We start from the raw sequence: 17603 nt of genomic DNA on the forward strand, positions 1-17603 counted from the left end.
AACAATGCCGCATTTTTCTAGCGGCATAAAACAGAATTACAAAAACGTATACATAATTAAAGCTAGGAGCAAATCATGTCAAACGGCCGTATTTTACACACCATGCTACGCGTTGGTGATCTAGACAAGTCTATCGAGTTCTACACCAATGTAATGGGCATGCAGCTGTTACGTAAGAACGAGAATAAAGAGTACGAATACACACTGGCTTTCGTTGGCTTTGGTGACGAATCTCAAGGCGCTGTGATTGAGCTGACTTACAACTGGGGCACGACTGAATATGACCTTGGCTCAGCTTTTGGTCACGTTGCTATCGGAGTTGATGACATCTACACAACGTGTGACGCGATTAAAGCAGCAGGCGGTAATGTGACACGTGAAGCGGGCCCTGTAAAAGGCGGCTCTACTCACATCGCATTCGTTAAAGATCCTGACGGCTACATGATTGAGCTTATTCAGAACAAACAAGCAAGTGCTGGTCTAGAAGGTTAACCCTTCGTAGCCTCTGCAATATTTGGCTATGGAATAAACACTATAAGCGAGCATAAAGCTCGCTTTTTTTGTAGCTCTATTAATAATCGATATTCTTTACTAATTATTACAACATTCTCACTGATGAAACTTTACATGATAATAATTATCATTTAAATTAAGTCCCCTATTGATTAGTGAGGTAACACAATGATTAGCGAATGGGAAAAACACACGTTACTTGCCGATACGGCATTGCAGCTCGACGATCCTGTACAAAGTATTCTTCACTATCAGCAAGCATTGAGTTTAAGCGAAAAAATTACTGAACGTACCGATATCCAAGCGGACGAGCGCTTACTTATCTCTGTGATTTCTTGTCACAACCTCGCTCAGTTTTGGCGATGGGCCGGCGATACTGAATATGAACTCAAGTATCTCCAATTGGCTTCAGAAAAAGTACTGACACTGATCCCGCAATGTCCCAATACGCAATGTTCAAGCTTCATTGACTCAATTGGTTGCTGTAAGAAAGCCCTTATCGATTTCATGAAACGCCATCCCAACCCTAAAATTGCTTCTATGGTGGAAAAGATCGATACCGCGACCAACTGTGAAATGATCGCCCGCTTCCGCTTGAACTAAACAAATTACGTTTAAACAACGACTCAAATTTAAAATATAAAAAAGCCCGTCATCAGTGAAGACGGGCTTTGTCATTTCAAAACGAGCTATTGTTCAGATTACACCTGTGTGCGACCTAAAGAGATAACAACACGTCGGTTTTTGTCTTTACCAATTGGCGAGTTGTTGTCAGCAATTGGACGACGCTTACCATAACCTTGTACTTGAATGCGGTCTTCTGGCAAGCCTAGAGATTTAAAGTACTCTCTTAATGATTCCGCTCTGCGCTCTGAAAGATTCTGGCTAATACCTTTGCTATCGACGGAATCGGTGTATGTAGCCACCAGCACAAGGTCGATGTCTTGGTTATAGCGAACATAGTCGGCAATCTGGCTGAGTCTCTTACGTGAAGACTTATTCAACTGATCGCTGTTACGATCGTAGTGCAAGATAGTAAAAGAGATATCTTCGAAGCTGTAAGGCAATAAGTTGGCGATACAGTCACTGAACACATTATACTTTTCTTGGAATAATACCGATGATAGTGCAACTTCGATTCGCTGATCTCGGCTCTGCCACTCTTGATAGCTGAATGTCGGGTAACGCCCTTTCTCCAACTCACTCAAAATACCCCAAGCGGTTTGATCACCAACATAGCCATCAAATTGTTGGAAGAACTTAATGGTCGTCATGCGGTCAGCACTTTCGCCCGGACGCCAAGCTGGTGGCATAGAGATCAAGCTTACATTGCGTGTCGCCCCCATTGGGCGACGCATTTTAAGCTCAAAATCCAAAATGATTTTTTTACTCGCGCGAGATGAAAACTCAGCATCACCAAAGTTGGGGATAGGGTGAACCAAGCGACATTCTAGTGGCGTGTTAGCCACCATCTCCCATGTCGACTGTAGAGGAGATGCTCCGTAACGCTTTGCTTGTGCCAATACCGATGACGACATAAGTAGCGAAAATAGCATTGAACCTGTTATGAGTTGTTTCTTCATAAAGTGGAGTATCTCTTAAGCAATTCGTTTAACAATGCAGCCAATTGCCGCATTTTTCCATCACGTTTGAATATGCAATTATCAAGCCGAAATAGGTCGGCTAATTTATGATTTATTGCCCTTCCCTAGTTTTTATCACTGCTATTATCTGCAATAATGCTGCCTTAATCACACATATTTGGGCTAACATGACTGTAGAAAACGAAGCTCTGACCCTTAAAAAACGCTTTCGTGGCTATTTCCCAGTGGTCATCGACGTGGAAACCGCAGGGTTTAACGCTGAAACCGATGCATTATTAGAAATCTGTGCCATTACACTAAGAATGGATGAGAACGGAGATCTGCACCCTGCATCAACGCTTCATTTTCACATTGAGCCTTTTGAAGGCGCAAATATAGAGCAGGCAGCATTAGACTTTAACGGAATTAAAGACCCATTTAGCCCATTACGTGGTGCTGTGTCGGAACAAGAAGCCCTTAAAGAAATCTACAAGCTTGTGAGAAAAGAACAAAAAGCTTCAGATTGCAGTCGCGCAATCATGGTCGCTCACAATGCTACGTTCGATTTAAACTTCGTTAATGCAGCAAGTGAGCGTTGTAAGCTTAAACGCGTCCCTTTCCATCCATTTGCAACTTTTGACACTGCAGCCCTTAGTGGTCTTGCCTACGGTCAAACCGTTTTGGCTAAAGCTTGCCGCACTGCGGGGATGGAATTTGACAACAAAGAAGCACACTCTGCTTTGTATGATACGCAAAAAACCACAGAGTTATTTTGCGGCATAGTAAACAAATGGAAAGCCCTTGGTGGTTGGCCTCTTGTTGACGAAGAATAACAAATAGAGTCGGTAAACGTTCACTCGTATTGCCTTCATAAAAAACACAACATCCCGAGAATAATATGAATCCTGTTGTAATTTCAGTTTGCATCATGCTTGTTTTAGCTTTGATGCGCGTAAACGTTGTCGTGGCTCTCACGTTCAGCGCAATTATCGGTGGCGTAGCCTCTGGTATGAGTGTGAACGATGCTGTAGCAGCGTTCGAAAGTGGATTAGGTGGCGGTGCAACTATCGCACTTAGCTACGCAATGCTTGGTACCTTTGCTGTTGCTATCTCTCGTTCTGGTATCACAGATCTACTCGCTCAAAGCGTCATTAAGCGCATTCACGGCAAAGAGAACAGTGCGGCATCTAATGGTCTAAAATATGGCATCCTTGCGTCTTTGATCTTAGTGACCATGTCTTCGCAAAACGTGATTCCTGTGCATATCGCCTTCATCCCAATTTTAATCCCACCTCTATTAGGCGTATTCGCAAAAATGAACCTAGACCGTCGTCTGGTTGCGTGTGTACTTACTTTTGGCCTGATTACTCCGTATATGGTTCTACCTATCGGTTTTGGTGGCATCTTCCTAAACAACATCTTGCTTAAAAACCTTCACGACAACGGTCTTGAAAACGTAGTAGCAAGCCAAGTACCAATGGCGATGTTGTTACCGGCAGCTGGTATGATCTTTGGTCTTCTTACGGCAGTATTCTTTACTTACCGTAAGCCACGTCAATACAAAGAAACGTCTCATACTGTTGTTTCAACCGAAGTGAAAGAGATCAACAAGAAGCACATCCTAGTGGCTGCTGCGGGTATTGTTGCTGCACTAACGGTTCAACTATCGACAGGTTCTATGATCATCGGTGCTTTGGCTGGTTTCATGGTATTCACCTTCGGTGGTGTAATCGCTTGGAAAGAGACACACGATGTCTTCACTAAGGGCGTTCACATGATGGCAATGATCGGTTTCATCATGATTGCAGCGGCAGGTTTTGCAGCGGTAATGAAGCAAACTGGTGGCGTTGAATCTTTGGTTGAAGCGCTTTCAACCAGCATCGGTGACAACAAGCCTCTAGCGGCACTGCTTATGCTAATTGTTGGTCTATTGGTAACTATGGGTATTGGTTCTTCGTTCTCTACGATTCCAATCCTTGCAACTATCTACGTTCCACTAGCAGCAGCATTTGGTTTCTCACCTATGGCAACGATCGCTCTAGTAGGTACAGCTGCAGCGCTTGGCGATGCTGGCTCTCCAGCTTCTGACTCAACCTTAGGTCCAACATCGGGTCTTAATGCTGATGGTCAACACGAGCACGTATGGGAAACCGTAGTACCGACGTTCCTACACTACAACATCCCACTGATCGTATTCGGTTGGATTGCAGCCATGGTTCTGTAATTAGGTTCTGTAGTTAAAGAATCCTACGCTCACTTTTATAAAGACCGCCTCGTGCGGTCTTTTTTGTATATAGGGTCTGTTGACCTTTCGAGCTGATTTTTGCAGCGCTTTGTGGGAAATTGCTACAAGGCAGAGGCTTTGAAGTGTAGCTAGCCTACATGAGAAGCCGATAACGCAGTAGAAATGAACCACAAAGGCTGCCCGAAGGGTTCGGCTAGAATCGTTTTATGCTTTGTTAAGAAGTATTTACTTAGAGTGACTAGGCTACATATTCCTTGCCGCGCCTAAAACGATTCTATATCGAACAAAATTTAACCGCGAAAGGTCAACAGACCCTAACCTCTTTCCCCTTTTATTTCCAACTTTAGAAACACGCTAACCTTCTGAACCAACATCACTCCCTATACATTATCCCGTACGCATTGATGTGCAACTTGTGGCTATTCATTGAATTCACTCCTACACTTAAGTGTTTAATAAATAAGCCGCTAATTCATAGACGACAAAGTGGCAAGGCTCAATACGTCAGAAGGCTACTATATGGATATACTCGCCCGATCGCGCTACCTCATCGTTGATGACAGCAGCGTCATTCAAAGTGCTACCCGCGCACTACTTATCAAGTTAGGCGTGCCTAACAACAATGTGATTAGCGCATCCAATGCACAAAACGCGATTGAGGCTTGTCGCGCACATCGATTCGACATCTTATTAATTGACCACGATTTAGGCTCAGGAAGCAATGGCTTGCAGTTGCTTGAGTTCTTGCAGCAAAAAGAATTAATCCGGCCACAAACGATCGTCTTTATCGTCACAGGCAATGACAGCCAAGATACCTTCTTTGGTTATGCTAACTTAGAACCTGATGGTTATTTGATTAAGCCAATACGTGCAGATGACATCATAAAAAGAGTCACATCCGCACTCTCTCGGCAGCAATACTTTTCGACATTAGAGCAGGCCTTTTTAAAGAATGGCCTCAATGCGGTAAAGCCACTCTTTGGCAAAGCCCCTGATCCGTCGACACTGAAAGATGCCATTATTTATATGGCGAATATTCTGATAAAAAACCAACAACTCGATGACGCACAAGCCATGTTGAATGGGCTATTGCAGCTCCATGATTACCTGCCCGCTAAAGTTAAGCTCATTGAAATACATATCCTCAAGCAGCACTATCACGACGCACTCCGTCAAATCGATGGCCTAATAGAAAGCAACCCGCGCAATATCAAACTTCAGCAACTTAAGGTCAAGATCTGTCTCAATACCAGTGATTTCGAATCAGCGAGCGAACTGATTGACCAAGTACTCACCGTGAACAGCAGTAATATTGAGTTAACCAACACCATGGTCTGGCTGCAGTTGCTAGATAAAAATGTCACACAAGCGACCCAACATCTCAAATCTCTCGCACAACTCATTCCTCACTCAATTTGGGATTCTACAGGTAAGCGAGCACTCATCTTATGGGCGGATAGTTTGGCGCTCACCCACGAAGAACTAACACTTTGGAAACCTGAAGCGACTTGGCAGAGGCTTTCTCACTCTGAAAAGTCTTACGCATTGAGCAAGCCGCTTCTAAAGCTTTGTCGTACCTTACAACTGATTCAACTCGATCAACATGAGGTTGCGACAGAGTGCATTGAGAGTATTTCGATAAACGAGTTTTCAGGCAATGATGTCGACGCGTTCTTCTTGTTGGCGCTGTGTTATCAAGCCTTAGGATTACAAGACAAAGTCGTTCAAATAAAGCGCCAAATTGACGTTCATTTAAAAGCGGATCACACGAACCTTGCTCTACTTCAACGTATGGCATTGCAGCAAGCTGATAATTTTTCACTCCCCACACTAACTAAAGCCCCTTTGGCTGCCGTTAGTTAAGCATGGCGATACTCTAAAATCAGCAAGCAAACGACAGGATGTCTTTATGCAAAACAGCGCTTCAAAAACGAAAACGTGGTGTGTCGCCTTTTTATTGAGTTGTCTTTCACTGTTGATGTGGCCACTGCTCACCTTTGCCGAAAACACCCCACCAGGGAACACATCACCCGCTAGCTCCTTAGCAAACAAAACAGAGAACTCATCGAGTGACCAAGTCATATTGCGGGTTGGCCTACCTTCTTACGACATGGTCCCCTACAGCTATCAACATAAGACTCCCTCAGGCAACACTGTTTCTGAAGGGCTACTCATCAGTATGTTGGATCAGGTAGCGGTAAATGCAGGTTTCCAATATCAGATTAAGTTGTATTCAACATTTAGTGATGTACTGAGTGCATTCGAAAGAGGTGAATTAGATCTGCTAGTCGGTGTCTCTTCGACCAAGGAGCGCCATAATTACATGACTTTTAGTGAGCCGATGTTTTCCATAAGACGAGCGGTGATGACCCAAAATAGAAAAATAAACGATTTAGGTGCGTTGGCAACCGCCAACCTAGCATTGGAGAAAGGGTTTGCGCTCAATGATCTGCTTCCTAGCCTGCTTCCTGATAGTCAAATTACCACATTAGACAGTACGCAAGCGGCATTCACGGCAATTCAGGAGGATAGCGTGGATGCGTACATTGGCGATGCGCTTGCACTTTCTGCGTTATTACGAGAACAGCCTCGAGACTCACTCACACTATCAGTTCTTCCTGACCTTCCAGCTGACCACTTGCACTTCGCGGTCAAAAAAGGAAAGCACAGATTGCTTAGCCGAATCAATTTCGCTTTACAGGACATTAAGGAAGGCTCACTGCAATCTATTTATAATCAATGACTTGCTCCGTCGCAACATTCGATGCTGCTGAACTATGGAACATTGAATTTAACCCAAGATGAAAAGAACTGGCTCGACAGCAACCCTTCCATCCCCGTAGGCACACACTCCAATTGGTACCCTTACGACTTTACCAATGAGCAACAGCAACACTCAGGCTTATCTGCTGACATCTTAAACCTAATAAGTAATGTGCTTGGCGTGTCATTCGAAAGTACCACTTACCTAACACCAGAAGCGGCCGAGGTCGCGTTCAATAATGGTGAGACAATGGTGCTAACCAACATCACACCAACCACAGATAAAGCCCGATACATGGACTTCACTCAAGCTTACAGTTTTGAACCTTGGGTGTTATTGAGTCGCTCTGATCGCTTAGGCAACTTTGCGCCAAGTGGCACCGAAGCTGTTGGTGTGATTGAAAATTCTGGAGGCTCAACAGTTCTGCCTTCTCTCTGCCTTACTTGCCTAGCCGTCCCTTACATCAATCACGTCAGCGCTTTCCAAGCATTACAGAAAGACGACATCAGTTTCGCGCTTGCTTCACTTCATCATGCTGCACCTTTATTGCATCAAGACTATGTAGGGCAATTCAAAATCACTGGCACCATTAATGAGCAAAACAGCGCACCACTAGCTCTCGCAGTGAACTTCCGCCATCCCATGCTGTTGAGTATTCTCAACAAAACCATTGGAGCACTGCCTGCCAATGAATTAGCGCGCTTGGAAAACAAATGGTTAACCTATGAATACCAAGAAGGCTTATCACCACGCGAAGTCGCTAAATGGTCGGTGATCATCGGGCTTGGGATCTTTGTGGTCATTTTCGTGATCGTATTTTGGAACCGAAAAATGGCGGCTGAAATCGAGCAGCGAAAGATCGCCGAGCAGAGAGCAAAAGCAGCAGAAGCCCACTTGCAAACGCTGGCCGACAACATTGATGGGGTCGTGCTTAAACATATTCAAACGCACCCTCGACAGCCTTTAGATATCCGGTTTAGCTTTGTCAGTGCAGGTGTAAGCGATATGTTCGGCTTATCCGTGGATAACGTAAAAGAGCACCCTCAACGTCTGTTTGATCTGATCGCAGAGGATGACTTGCCCCTGTTTGAAACCAGTATGCTCGAAGCTATTGAAACCGGGCATTGGGAAAATGAACAGCGAATGCAGTTAGAATCAGGTCAAACTAAATGGGTGAAATTTAATAGCCAAGTATCGAACAGCAAAACCATTGAGTGGAATACGGTGATAACAGACATCACCCTACTAAAAAAACAACAGCAAGCTTTAGACAACGCACGCCAAAAAGCAGAAAGTGCAACGGCTGCAAAGTCGCAATTCTTAGCGACCATTAGCCACGAGGTTCGCACCCCGATTAGTGGGATCTTAGGGCTGTTGGAATTAATGCAGGAACATCAGCTGAGTGAAGAGTTACTGAACTTACACGGTAGATTGAATCAGTCGGCTCGGAACTTACTGCACATCGTTAATGACGTACTCGATTACTCCAAGATTGAAGCCGGAAAATTGGATCTTAACCCGACCGAAATTGAGCTTGGAAAAGTACTCGCCCGTATCGTGCAACCGCAATCCATTCATGCACAGCAAAAAGGCTTAGCCTTCCACTATTGGCAAGACCCAAACCTCGCTCAGTGGTTGTTTACAGACGATATACGACTCCATCAGATTCTAAACAATTTCCTTAACAATGCGATTAAGTTCACCGAACATGGCACTATTTCATTGCATGTTGATGTAATTGAACAAAACGAACATCAGCAGAAAGTTAGCCTCACGGTTTCCGATACGGGCATCGGCATCCCGAAAGACAGACAACAAAGCTTATTCCAACCTTTTGAACAAGTCGACAAAACCACTAGTCGCCGTTTTGGTGGCACAGGGCTTGGACTGTCTATCGCTTTGAAATTGATAGAACAGATGGATGGCAACATAGAACTGTCGAGTGAAGAAGGAAAAGGCAGCCACTTTACGGTAACCGTTACCCTCCCAACTTGTACTCCTGAACATGCAGTAAGCAACGCTTTGGCTCTACGACAAACGCTGATTTTTCCTTCAGAGGGTGAGAGTTCTATTGAGCTAGATGTCGGTAATCACTCAAGCGAGGTATACGTTGTTGGCTACGTTCTGCAACAAGAAGAGCTGTGTCGATATTTGAAACACTTCGATCTTGAACCAAAAGTTCTGCACATTAATCAAAAGCACCTACTCAAAGAGATGATCGTCAAACATCAGCCCAAACACATCTTTGTCGCGATGTCGGTTTGGCAACAACTGGCGATTAGCGATGCTTGGATTCAGCAGCATACGGGTTCAACACGCTTCACCGTAATCAACCAAAACCCAATGCTCTCACCAGAGCCTTTAGGTAACTCTTGGTGCTTGTCGGTAAATCCGCTGCTGCCCGATAACCTTGTTCATGTTTTAACGAAACCCGTCAGTCACAACAATCTACTCTCATCATTAGACAACGAAACCAAAGCGCCTATCGCCATCGAGACTCGCGAACAAGCCGAGCGTAATGGCCGACTGATTCTTGTTGCGGAAGACCACCCGATCAATCAGCAAGTCATCGCCAAGCAGCTTGAGAGTATTGGTGTCCACGCTGATATTTTCGATAACGGAGTGCTAGCGCTGAATGCTTTAAAAAATAAACGTTATGGTTTGCTTCTCACCGATTGTCATATGCCGGAGATGGACGGTTACACGCTTGCCTCAAGCATTCGTCAGATAGAACAACGCAATGAAGAACTAAATCAAGAAACTCAAAAGTTGCCTATCGTCGCGTTGACGGCGAATGCGGTTCAGGGTGAAGATGCCAACTGTTATGCACACGGCATGGATGATTTCCTAGTTAAACCCGTTTCCATTAAGCAAATGAAGCTGACCATTGAAAAATGGCTACCCGCAGTCCACGATTTAGATCCGACGCTTGAAACCGATATTTCTGATGCAGAAAAGCCAGACTCGCAAAATCAGGACACAAGCTCTTCGTCAAACGCTTTACCGGCAGCTCAAGAAACCAATGAGTTTTCAATGCTGTTCCAAGGCATTGAACAGAGCTTTGCGGAATCGGCAGAAAATAACAACTCAGAGACAATCGAAGATGTTGACCCCACAGTCCCTCAAGATTCACCCAACGAGACCAATAGCCCCATCATCGACTACACCGCACTCTACGATCTATTTGAAGATCACGATGTGGTGATGACCTTACTCGACGAGTTTGCCGCAAGTTTTATTGCAGATAATGAACAGATAAAAGCGCAGTGGGCTAATAAGGAATATAAGGGACTAAAAACCACATCACACCGACTCAAAGGTGCCGCTAAAATGGTGGCATGTGACGCGATTGCTTCTCCGCTCGCAATCATTGAAGCACAAGCAAACGGCCTAGTAACCGAAGCCACAGACTTAGATCAAGTCGAATCAGAAATTGAAGCATCAATCTCGGAAGCAACTAACACATTCGAACGGTTTACAGAGGAGATAAACCAACTACGTCAGACAAAAGAAAAGGCTTACTCTTATGAGTAAGCCTTAGAGGTTATTGCGTCAATACAGACAGCTCTCGCTGGATTATACAGCGGGAGCGTTATTCACTAGAATTTCGCGAATAGACTTGAGCGTCGCTTCAGTTGAATGGTAATCCAATTCAACTTCGCTAAAGATACCGTTTACCTCAAGCATTAAGGTTGGGTAAGAATGCACACCCATCGCTTCTTTGAAACCTAACTGATCATCTAACTCGCTTTCCAATAGCTTACTAGAAAGGTCATTTTCAAACTGTTGTACATTCATCCCTAGCTCTTGAGCTAACTGCAAATGCGTTTCTTGGCTATGAGGCAGCATCGCACGAAGGTAGTAAGCGTGTTGGATCGCTTCAAGCATTGCTTCGTAGTGATCTTGAAAACCAGCAGCGATCACTGCGCGACACGCTGGGTAAGTGCTGCGAACTGGTTGGCATTCCGTCCAAAACTCATGATTAAATTCCGTACCCAGCTTAGCTCCAATCTGCTTCCAAATCGCTTGAAGCTTGCCTTTCATCTCTTCTGACATCGGCTCTTCAGAATCCGGAGCCAAACCACCGACTACATAGCTAAACTCAATGCTCGCTGGCAATTGTTGTTTTAATAACTCAAGCGTTGGCTTGTAGCCCCAACACCAGCTGCACATTGGATCATGCACATAATGAAGTTTTACGTTCATTGTTCATTCCTTATCGAGTCTTTGTTGAACCATTCAAACGAAAAAAGGAGCCTAATTAAGGCCCCTTCCATTCAATATTTAAGCACCAAGGCCTAAAGCTTACTCAGCGTCGTCGCCAGCTACTTTAGCAGCGGCTTCTTTAACGATTGGCTGAAGCTCACCCTTTTGGAACATCTCAAGAATGATATCACAACCACCGATTAGCTCACCTTCAACCCAAAGTTGTGGGAACGTTGGCCATTGTGCGTAAGCTGGAAGCTCTGCACGGATATCAGGGTTTTGTAGGATATCTACGTAAGCAAATTTTTCACCACATGCCATTAGCGCTTGAGACGCTTGAGAAGAGAAACCACAGCTAGGTAGCTTAGGAGAACCTTTCATGTACAGTAGAATAGTGTTTTCTTCAATTTGCTGTTTGATTTTATCGATAGTTTCCATTGCTTCCTCGTTAATGGATTACGGCTTTCATTGCCTTTATTCTACCCCAAACCAAAAGAATAAAAACCATATAAAAAAAGAGGTTAACCAGTTAAGCTAACAATTCACACAAAAGTGATGAATTAAGCTTTTAATAAAGTAAAAACTTGCTAAACTATATCGCAAGTCAGCAAATTGACCGTGGTTGGCAATATAGCGAGCCATGAATAATAATATCACTGGAAGCAATCGAAAGAGTTAACTCTTTCATATCAATGGAGAATTGAGCAATGGCATTTGAACTACCGGCTCTTCCTTACGCGAAAGACGCGCTAGAACCACACATCTCAGCAGAAACGCTAGATTTCCACTACGGTAAGCACCACAACACTTACGTTGTTAAGCTAAACGGTCTTATCCCAGGTACTGAGTTTGAAGGCAAAACACTAGAAGAAATCGTTAAGACTTCTACTGGTGGTGTTTTCAATAACGCTGCTCAAATCTGGAACCACACGTTCTACTGGCACTGTCTTGCTCCTAAAGCAGGCGGCGAACCAACAGGCGCGGTTGCAGAAGCGATCAACGCTGCATTCGGTTCTTTCGAAGAATTCAAAGCGAAATTCACAGATTCAGCAATCAACAACTTCGGTTCTTCTTGGACTTGGTTAGTTAAGAAAGCTGACGGTTCTCTAGACATCGTTAACACTTCTAACGCTGCGACTCCTCTAACAGAAGAAGGTGTTACTCCACTTCTAACTGTTGACCTATGGGAACACGCTTACTACATCGATTTCCGCAATGTTCGCCCTGACTACATGGCTGCATTCTGGAACCTAGTAAACTGGTCTTTCGTAGAAGAGAACCTAGCTAAGTAATTATTACTTACGCTGCGCTATTTATAGCGAGTTATCTATTGAAAGCTCATGCCTCGGCGTGAGCTTTTTTGTATCTGTCGTATTCTAATCAATGCGAACATTGCGAAACGAACTAGCAGATCGAGCCGACTTTTCAACCTATTCTTACCTTTCTCAATCGCCCTACATAAATTCGTTATTTGCCTGTAATTAAACTCTAAAGTTTGCCAACTCCGTGCCGTTAAAGGTGTATCCAATGAGAGGCAGCATGCAAATACATACTTTAGACAAAGCAGGAATCATCAACGAACTGAAGTTCGGCATCGGGATCAGCCAAGCGGTTGAGCAAGGTCGCCGTGCAGATTTTGCGTTGCTGCTATCTATGTTTTCCAATGATGTTCGCGACTGTACTCCCATCGACACTATTGACGTCACTGAAACGACTGAAGATCGCTTACGTAAGCAATTTGGCGTAGCAGAACCGCAACAACTGCGTTCAAACCAATCGTCGTATGAAATTTCAGCACAACAATCGAATCACTTTCATCAAGCTAGCCTTGCCAGCGCCAAGCTAAGCCACTACTTGAAGCCTGAAGCACTTGCTTTCATGCCAGAAGATACAGCCGACTTCCCCGAAGAGATTTACCAAAACCTTTCTGGTCATGACAGGCGTAAACTGGCAAGTAAACAGTTACCTGATTTACCAAATGCGACGCTCTACAACGAGCTGTCGACAGCTCAACGTCAGTATCAGATTCAGGCGCAAGTATAGCCGCTGCCTAGCCGTCCTCTTTCTCACTCAATATTCACGACTATTCTTTGTTCGATCTCGCTTTTTGAATGATTGATGTAGGCAATATGAACCATCACCTTTGGTCATCATAAAAACCGGAGATGTCGGTTAACACTTGAAGTTACTGCAAAATGTGACCTGCCACAAAGTTCATAAAAAGTTATCAATGGGTACACCTTAGTTTGAGCCAATTCACACCCGCTGTATGAAATTTAACCCATCATTATCCAACATGGACGATTTGCTTAGGTACTGGGATGGAAATAAAAAGCTCAATTATATTGGTAACATCTGCCGGCTCGCGATTGGGAGGAACGATTGCGAATCACTTTGTTAACCTTGGAGCCACTGTCATCCTTTGTGATAAAGACGCAAAAGCACTTCAGGCGACTTATTTACAATGTGCCCGCTTCTCCGACTCTGTTTACCATTACACGCTCGAAGGGAATGACAGCCAAGCTATCCTCAGCGTATTTGATTTTATTCAAGCCACCTTTAACACTACACCCGATGTTCTGGTCAACAATTGGATAAGTTCCCCAATGCCTAGTCTAATTGGCGATCAGCCTGTCAGTAGCTTTATCAATGATCTGTCTGCTATGGCATCGACCCTTTTCGCATTTGGGCAAATCAGTGCAGAGAGGTTACGAGAGCAAGACAAAGAAGGCGTAATTGTGAATGTGATATCTCACGATGACTTTCATGATGTGTCAGGCTTAGAGAGCGCAAACTCCATGATTACCGGCTTTACCCATAGCTGGGCGAAAGAACTGACGCCATTTGGTATTCGAGTCGGTGGCGTTGTCCCTGCCGTTCATAACTCCGAAGGCAAGCTCAATGGGTGTCACTGGGCACAACTGCAAGACGAACTGACCAGAACAACGGAATACATTGTCTCGAATGACTACTTCAGTGGGCGAGTTGTCGCAGCTGAGGTTTAACTCCCTATTCCAATTGAACATGACTGGCTCAGCTCATATTAAGTAGCAGAGCTATTGCCTTTCAATCCGTTTTACAAACTAACCAAACATAAAAAAAGCCCCAGTCTCTCGACTGGGGCTTTCATCTTTTCCCGATAGATAAGTATCGTGCTAGCGAAAACCTATCTCAAACTAATGCTTACTTATTATGCGTTAGCTTTTTCTTTTTTAGCTTTTGGTGCTGCTTTTTCTTCAGCTGGCTTTTGGTCAGCTTTCTTCAAAATTACAGTCGTACCTTCAAAAGTTTCACCTTCAACGTATGCTTTACCGAAGTAAGACGTTGTTAGAACTTCTTTAAGCTCAGTGATTAGAGGGTAACGTGGGTTAGCACCTGTACACTGGTCATCGAACGCTTCAACAGCTAGCTCGTCTAGTTTAGCGATGAAGTCAGACTCGTTAACACCCGCAGCCTGGATAGACAGTGGGATGTCTAGGTCAACTTTAAGCTCTTCTAACCAAGTCAGTAGACGTTCAATCTTCTGAGCAGTACGGTCACCAGCTTGGCTTAGGCCTAGGTGGTCAGCAACTTCAGCATAACGACGACGTGCTTGTGGGCGGTCGTACTGAGAGAATGCAGTCTGCTTAGTTGGGTTATCGTTCGCGTTGTAACGTACAACGTTTGAGATAAGTAGTGCGTTTGCAAGACCGTGTGGTAGGTGGAACTCAGCACCAATTTTGTGAGCCATTGAGTGACATACACCTAGGAATGCGTTCGCAAAGGCAATACCAGCAATCGTTGCAGCGTTGTGTACTTTCTCACGAGCGATTGGGTCTGCTGAACCGTTTTTGTAGCTTGATGGTAGGTATTCTTTAAGCATCTTAAGAGCTTGTAGAGCTTGACCATCTGAGTATTCGTTCGCAAGAACTGATACGTAAGCTTCAAGAGCGTGAGTTACTGCATCGTAACCACCGAACGCTGTTAGAGACTTAGGCATGTTCATTACTAGGTTAGCATCAACAACAGCCATGTTTGGCGTGATTTCGTAATCCGCTAGCGGGTACTTAGCACCTGTTTTGTCGTCAGTAACAACCGCGAATGGCGTAACTTCTGAACCCGTACCTGAAGTAGTAGTGATACATACTAGCTCAGCTTTTTTACCCATTTTAGGGAACTTGTAGATACGTTTACGGATATCCATAAAGCGCATTGCTAGTTCTTCGAAGTGAGTTTCTGGGTGCTCGTACATAACCCACATGATCTTAGCAGCATCCATTGGAGAACCGCCACCTAGAGCAAGGATTACGTCAGGTTGGAAGCTCTTCATTGCTTCAGCGCCTTTCTCAACAACAGACAGTGTTGGATCCGCTTCTACATCGAAGAATACTTGAACTTCAATACCTTGCGCTTTAAGCAGGCTAACTACATCGTCTGCGTAACCGTTGTTGAATAGGAAACGGTCCGTTACTAGGAATGCGCGTTTCTTACCTTCTAGGTCGCTCATAGCGATTGGAAGGCTGCCACGACGGAAGTAGATAGACTTAGGTAGTTTGTGCCACAACATATTTTCAGCTCGCTTCGCTACAGTTTTCTTGTTGATAAGGTGCTTAGGACCTACGTTCTCAGAGATAGAGTTACCACCCCATGAACCACAACCAAGAGTTAGAGAAGGTGCAACGTTAAAGTTGTACAGGTCACCGATACCACCGTGAGTAGTCGGGATGTTGATTAGGATACGAGCCGTCTTCATCTTGTCACCGAAGTAACGGATGCGATCTGCGTTTACGTCTTGGTTAGTGTAAAGACCAGATGTGTGACCGATACCACCGATTTCAACCATAGTTACTGCTTGAGCAACAGCGTCTTCGAAATCGTCTGCGCGGAATAGACCTAGAGTTGGAGACAGTTTCTCGTGAGCAAATTCGTCATCGTAAGAAACTTTACCAAGGCCTTCACCTACAAGTACTTTTGTATCAGCAGGAACTTTAACACCCGCCATTTCAGCGATTGCTGGAGCAGGTTGACCTACGATTTTAGCGTTTAGGTTGCCGTCGATAAGAAGAACTTTACGTACTTTATCTGCGTCAGCTTTAGATAAAACGTGAGCTTTGTGAGAAGCAAAACGCTCTTTAACTTCGTCATATACTTCGCTAACTACGATTGCAGCTTGCTCAGAAGCACATACAACACCGTTATCGAATGTTTTAGACATAAGGATAGATGCTACTGCACGTTTGATGTCAGCTGTTTCATCGATAACTACAGGAACGTTACCAGCACCAACACCGATAGCAGGCTTACCAGAAGAGTATGCTGCTTTAACCATGCCTGGACCACCAGTAGCAAGGATAAGTGCGATACCGTCGTGCTTCATCAGCGCGTTAGAAAGCTCTACAGATGGTTGGTCGATCCAACCGATGATGTCTTTTGGTGCACCCGCTGCTACAGCTGCGTCTAGAACAAGCTTCGCTGCGTCATTAGTTGAGTTCTTTGCACGTGGGTGTGGCGAGAAGATGATGCCGTTACGTGTTTTAAGAGAGATTAGAGATTTGAAGATTGCTGTAGAAGTTGGGTTCGTTGTTGGAACGATACCACAGATGATACCTACAGGCTCAGCGATAGTCATTGTGCCTAGGCTTTCATCTTCATCAAGAATGCCACATGTTTTTTCGTCTTTGTATTTGTTGTAGATAAATTCAGATGCAAAGTGGTTTTTGATAACCTTATCTTCAACAATACCCATTCCAGATTCAGCAACTGCTTGTTGTGCAAGTGGGATACGAGCGTGGTTAGCAGCAAGAGAAGCTGCGCGGAAGATTGCGTCTACTTTCTCTTGAGAGAATGTTGCAAACTCTTCTTGTGCTGCTTTAACGCGTGCTACTAGAGCATCAAGTTCCGCTAAGTTAGTTACAGGCATGGTGGATCTCCTAAAATAATAAATATTAAAAACTTTTTATTAATTTCGCTGCTTGCTTTTAACCTCAAACAACAACGTTCTTAGTAAATTGCTTTCAGGACTGAGTATATTATTTCACAGTGTGAAAAAAATTGACCCAGATCAGTTACCCAAAAAGAATTAACCAAAAAGTAGTAAGGCAATCGCAAAAACATGCTTAAGATGATGATTTATATAGATTAAAATCACATTTTTCGTTAGTTCAAAAAACAAGCAAACAGACAAACTTTTTCTACATAGAGTCATAAACTGTAAAAAAGTTTCATTTTTAGTCAGTTAAATTACATGTATACAGCCATATTCGTGCTACTGAGAGTATATCCATACCGTTGCACGGGCTAGATTTTGACATAA

At 44.2% G+C, this 17603-nt stretch carries 14 protein-coding genes; 10 read left to right on the top strand and 4 right to left on the bottom strand.

Features of this window, described 5'->3' with window-relative positions:
• Positions 1–75: 75 nt before the first annotated feature.
• Both gloA and ACED53_RS01375 read left to right on the top strand, forming a co-directional pair.
• Positions 76–492, top strand: a complete 417-nt coding sequence (gloA, locus tag ACED53_RS01370; RefSeq protein ID WP_004734046.1) for a lactoylglutathione lyase — start codon at positions 76–78, stop codon at positions 490–492.
• Positions 493–681: 189 nt separating this feature from the next.
• Positions 682–1116 (top strand): DUF2753 domain-containing protein, encoded by a 435-nt coding sequence (locus tag ACED53_RS01375; protein ID WP_012603530.1) that lies wholly within the window; start codon positions 682–684, stop codon positions 1114–1116.
• Positions 1117–1214: 98 nt separating this feature from the next.
• Here ACED53_RS01375 and ACED53_RS01380 read toward each other — a convergent pair whose 3' ends face one another.
• On the bottom strand, positions 1215–2096 hold the full coding sequence (locus ACED53_RS01380) for an OmpA family protein (protein ID WP_017099963.1): 882 nt from the start codon (positions 2094–2096) through the stop codon (positions 1215–1217).
• 188 nt (positions 2097–2284) lie between these two features.
• Between ACED53_RS01380 and rnt the strand changes: the two genes are divergently transcribed.
• The 5 genes from rnt to ACED53_RS01405 all read left to right on the top strand — a co-directional run bounded on the left by rnt (position 2285) and on the right by ACED53_RS01405 (position 10639).
• Positions 2285–2929: a ribonuclease T gene (rnt, locus tag ACED53_RS01385; protein ID WP_029222960.1), complete on the top strand. Its 645-nt coding sequence runs from the start codon at positions 2285–2287 to the stop codon at positions 2927–2929.
• Between the two features lie 65 nt (positions 2930–2994).
• Positions 2995–4320, top strand: coding sequence for a Na+/H+ antiporter family protein (locus ACED53_RS01390; RefSeq protein ID WP_012603527.1), 1326 nt, complete (start codon positions 2995–2997; stop codon positions 4318–4320).
• 540 nt (positions 4321–4860) lie between these two features.
• Positions 4861–6204, top strand: a complete 1344-nt coding sequence (locus ACED53_RS01395; protein WP_231847883.1) for a response regulator — start codon at positions 4861–4863, stop codon at positions 6202–6204.
• 46 nt (positions 6205–6250) lie between these two features.
• Positions 6251–7084, top strand: coding sequence for a transporter substrate-binding domain-containing protein (locus tag ACED53_RS01400; RefSeq protein ID WP_241816725.1), 834 nt, complete (start codon positions 6251–6253; stop codon positions 7082–7084).
• 42 nt (positions 7085–7126) lie between these two features.
• Positions 7127–10639, top strand: coding sequence for an ATP-binding protein (locus tag ACED53_RS01405; protein ID WP_371715233.1), 3513 nt, complete (start codon positions 7127–7129; stop codon positions 10637–10639).
• Positions 10640–10681: 42 nt separating this feature from the next.
• Here ACED53_RS01405 and ACED53_RS01410 read toward each other — a convergent pair whose 3' ends face one another.
• The gene (locus tag ACED53_RS01410; protein WP_017099964.1) at positions 10682–11311 is read right to left on the bottom strand and encodes a DsbA family protein; all 630 of its coding nucleotides are present in this window, start codon (positions 11309–11311) and stop codon (positions 10682–10684) included.
• Positions 11312–11410: 99 nt separating this feature from the next.
• A complete protein-coding gene (locus ACED53_RS01415; RefSeq protein ID WP_009848715.1) occupies positions 11411–11749 on the bottom strand; it encodes a Grx4 family monothiol glutaredoxin in 339 nt (112 codons plus the stop codon).
• Between the two features lie 269 nt (positions 11750–12018).
• Between ACED53_RS01415 and sodB the strand changes: the two genes are divergently transcribed.
• From sodB to ACED53_RS01430, 3 genes are all read left to right on the top strand, one after another.
• The gene (gene sodB, locus ACED53_RS01420) at positions 12019–12603 is read left to right on the top strand and encodes a superoxide dismutase [Fe] (RefSeq protein WP_017099965.1); all 585 of its coding nucleotides are present in this window, start codon (positions 12019–12021) and stop codon (positions 12601–12603) included.
• Between the two features lie 247 nt (positions 12604–12850).
• Complete coding sequence (locus ACED53_RS01425) at positions 12851–13354, top strand: VC2046/SO_2500 family protein (protein WP_277814439.1); 504 nt, start codon at positions 12851–12853, stop codon at positions 13352–13354.
• 278 nt (positions 13355–13632) lie between these two features.
• The gene (locus tag ACED53_RS01430) at positions 13633–14316 is read left to right on the top strand and encodes an SDR family oxidoreductase (protein WP_017099967.1); all 684 of its coding nucleotides are present in this window, start codon (positions 13633–13635) and stop codon (positions 14314–14316) included.
• 185 nt (positions 14317–14501) lie between these two features.
• Here ACED53_RS01430 and adhE read toward each other — a convergent pair whose 3' ends face one another.
• Positions 14502–17210, bottom strand: coding sequence for a bifunctional acetaldehyde-CoA/alcohol dehydrogenase (gene adhE / locus ACED53_RS01435; RefSeq protein ID WP_017099472.1), 2709 nt, complete (start codon positions 17208–17210; stop codon positions 14502–14504).
• Positions 17211–17603: the final 393 nt, after the last annotated feature.

This window comes from Vibrio sp. 1F169 (assembly GCF_041439605.1).
GTDB lineage: Bacteria > Pseudomonadota > Gammaproteobacteria > Enterobacterales > Vibrionaceae > Vibrio > Vibrio tasmaniensis_A.

Bases quoted from the DNA above. Each gene is read 5' to 3' on its own strand.
- ACED53_RS01410 (WP_017099964.1), bottom strand. From the start codon at position 11,311: ATGAACGTAAAACTTCATTATGTGCATGATCCAATGTGCAGCTGGTGT.
- adhE (WP_017099472.1), bottom strand. From the start codon at position 17,210: ATGCCTGTAACTAACTTAGCGGAACTTGATGCTCTAGTAGCACGCGTT.
- ACED53_RS01375 (WP_012603530.1), top strand. From the start codon at position 682: ATGATTAGCGAATGGGAAAAACACACGTTACTTGCCGATACGGCATTG.
- ACED53_RS01400 (WP_241816725.1), top strand. From the start codon at position 6,251: ATGCAAAACAGCGCTTCAAAAACGAAAACGTGGTGTGTCGCCTTTTTA.
- sodB (WP_017099965.1), top strand. From the start codon at position 12,019: ATGGCATTTGAACTACCGGCTCTTCCTTACGCGAAAGACGCGCTAGAA.
- ACED53_RS01395 (WP_231847883.1), top strand. From the start codon at position 4,861: ATGGATATACTCGCCCGATCGCGCTACCTCATCGTTGATGACAGCAGC.
- ACED53_RS01415 (WP_009848715.1), bottom strand. From the start codon at position 11,749: ATGGAAACTATCGATAAAATCAAACAGCAAATTGAAGAAAACACTATT.
- ACED53_RS01390 (WP_012603527.1), top strand. From the start codon at position 2,995: ATGAATCCTGTTGTAATTTCAGTTTGCATCATGCTTGTTTTAGCTTTG.
- ACED53_RS01425 (WP_277814439.1), top strand. From the start codon at position 12,851: ATGCAAATACATACTTTAGACAAAGCAGGAATCATCAACGAACTGAAG.
- ACED53_RS01430 (WP_017099967.1), top strand. From the start codon at position 13,633: ATGGAAATAAAAAGCTCAATTATATTGGTAACATCTGCCGGCTCGCGA.
- gloA (WP_004734046.1), top strand. From the start codon at position 76: ATGTCAAACGGCCGTATTTTACACACCATGCTACGCGTTGGTGATCTA.
- rnt (WP_029222960.1), top strand. From the start codon at position 2,285: ATGACTGTAGAAAACGAAGCTCTGACCCTTAAAAAACGCTTTCGTGGC.
- ACED53_RS01380 (WP_017099963.1), bottom strand. From the start codon at position 2,096: ATGAAGAAACAACTCATAACAGGTTCAATGCTATTTTCGCTACTTATG.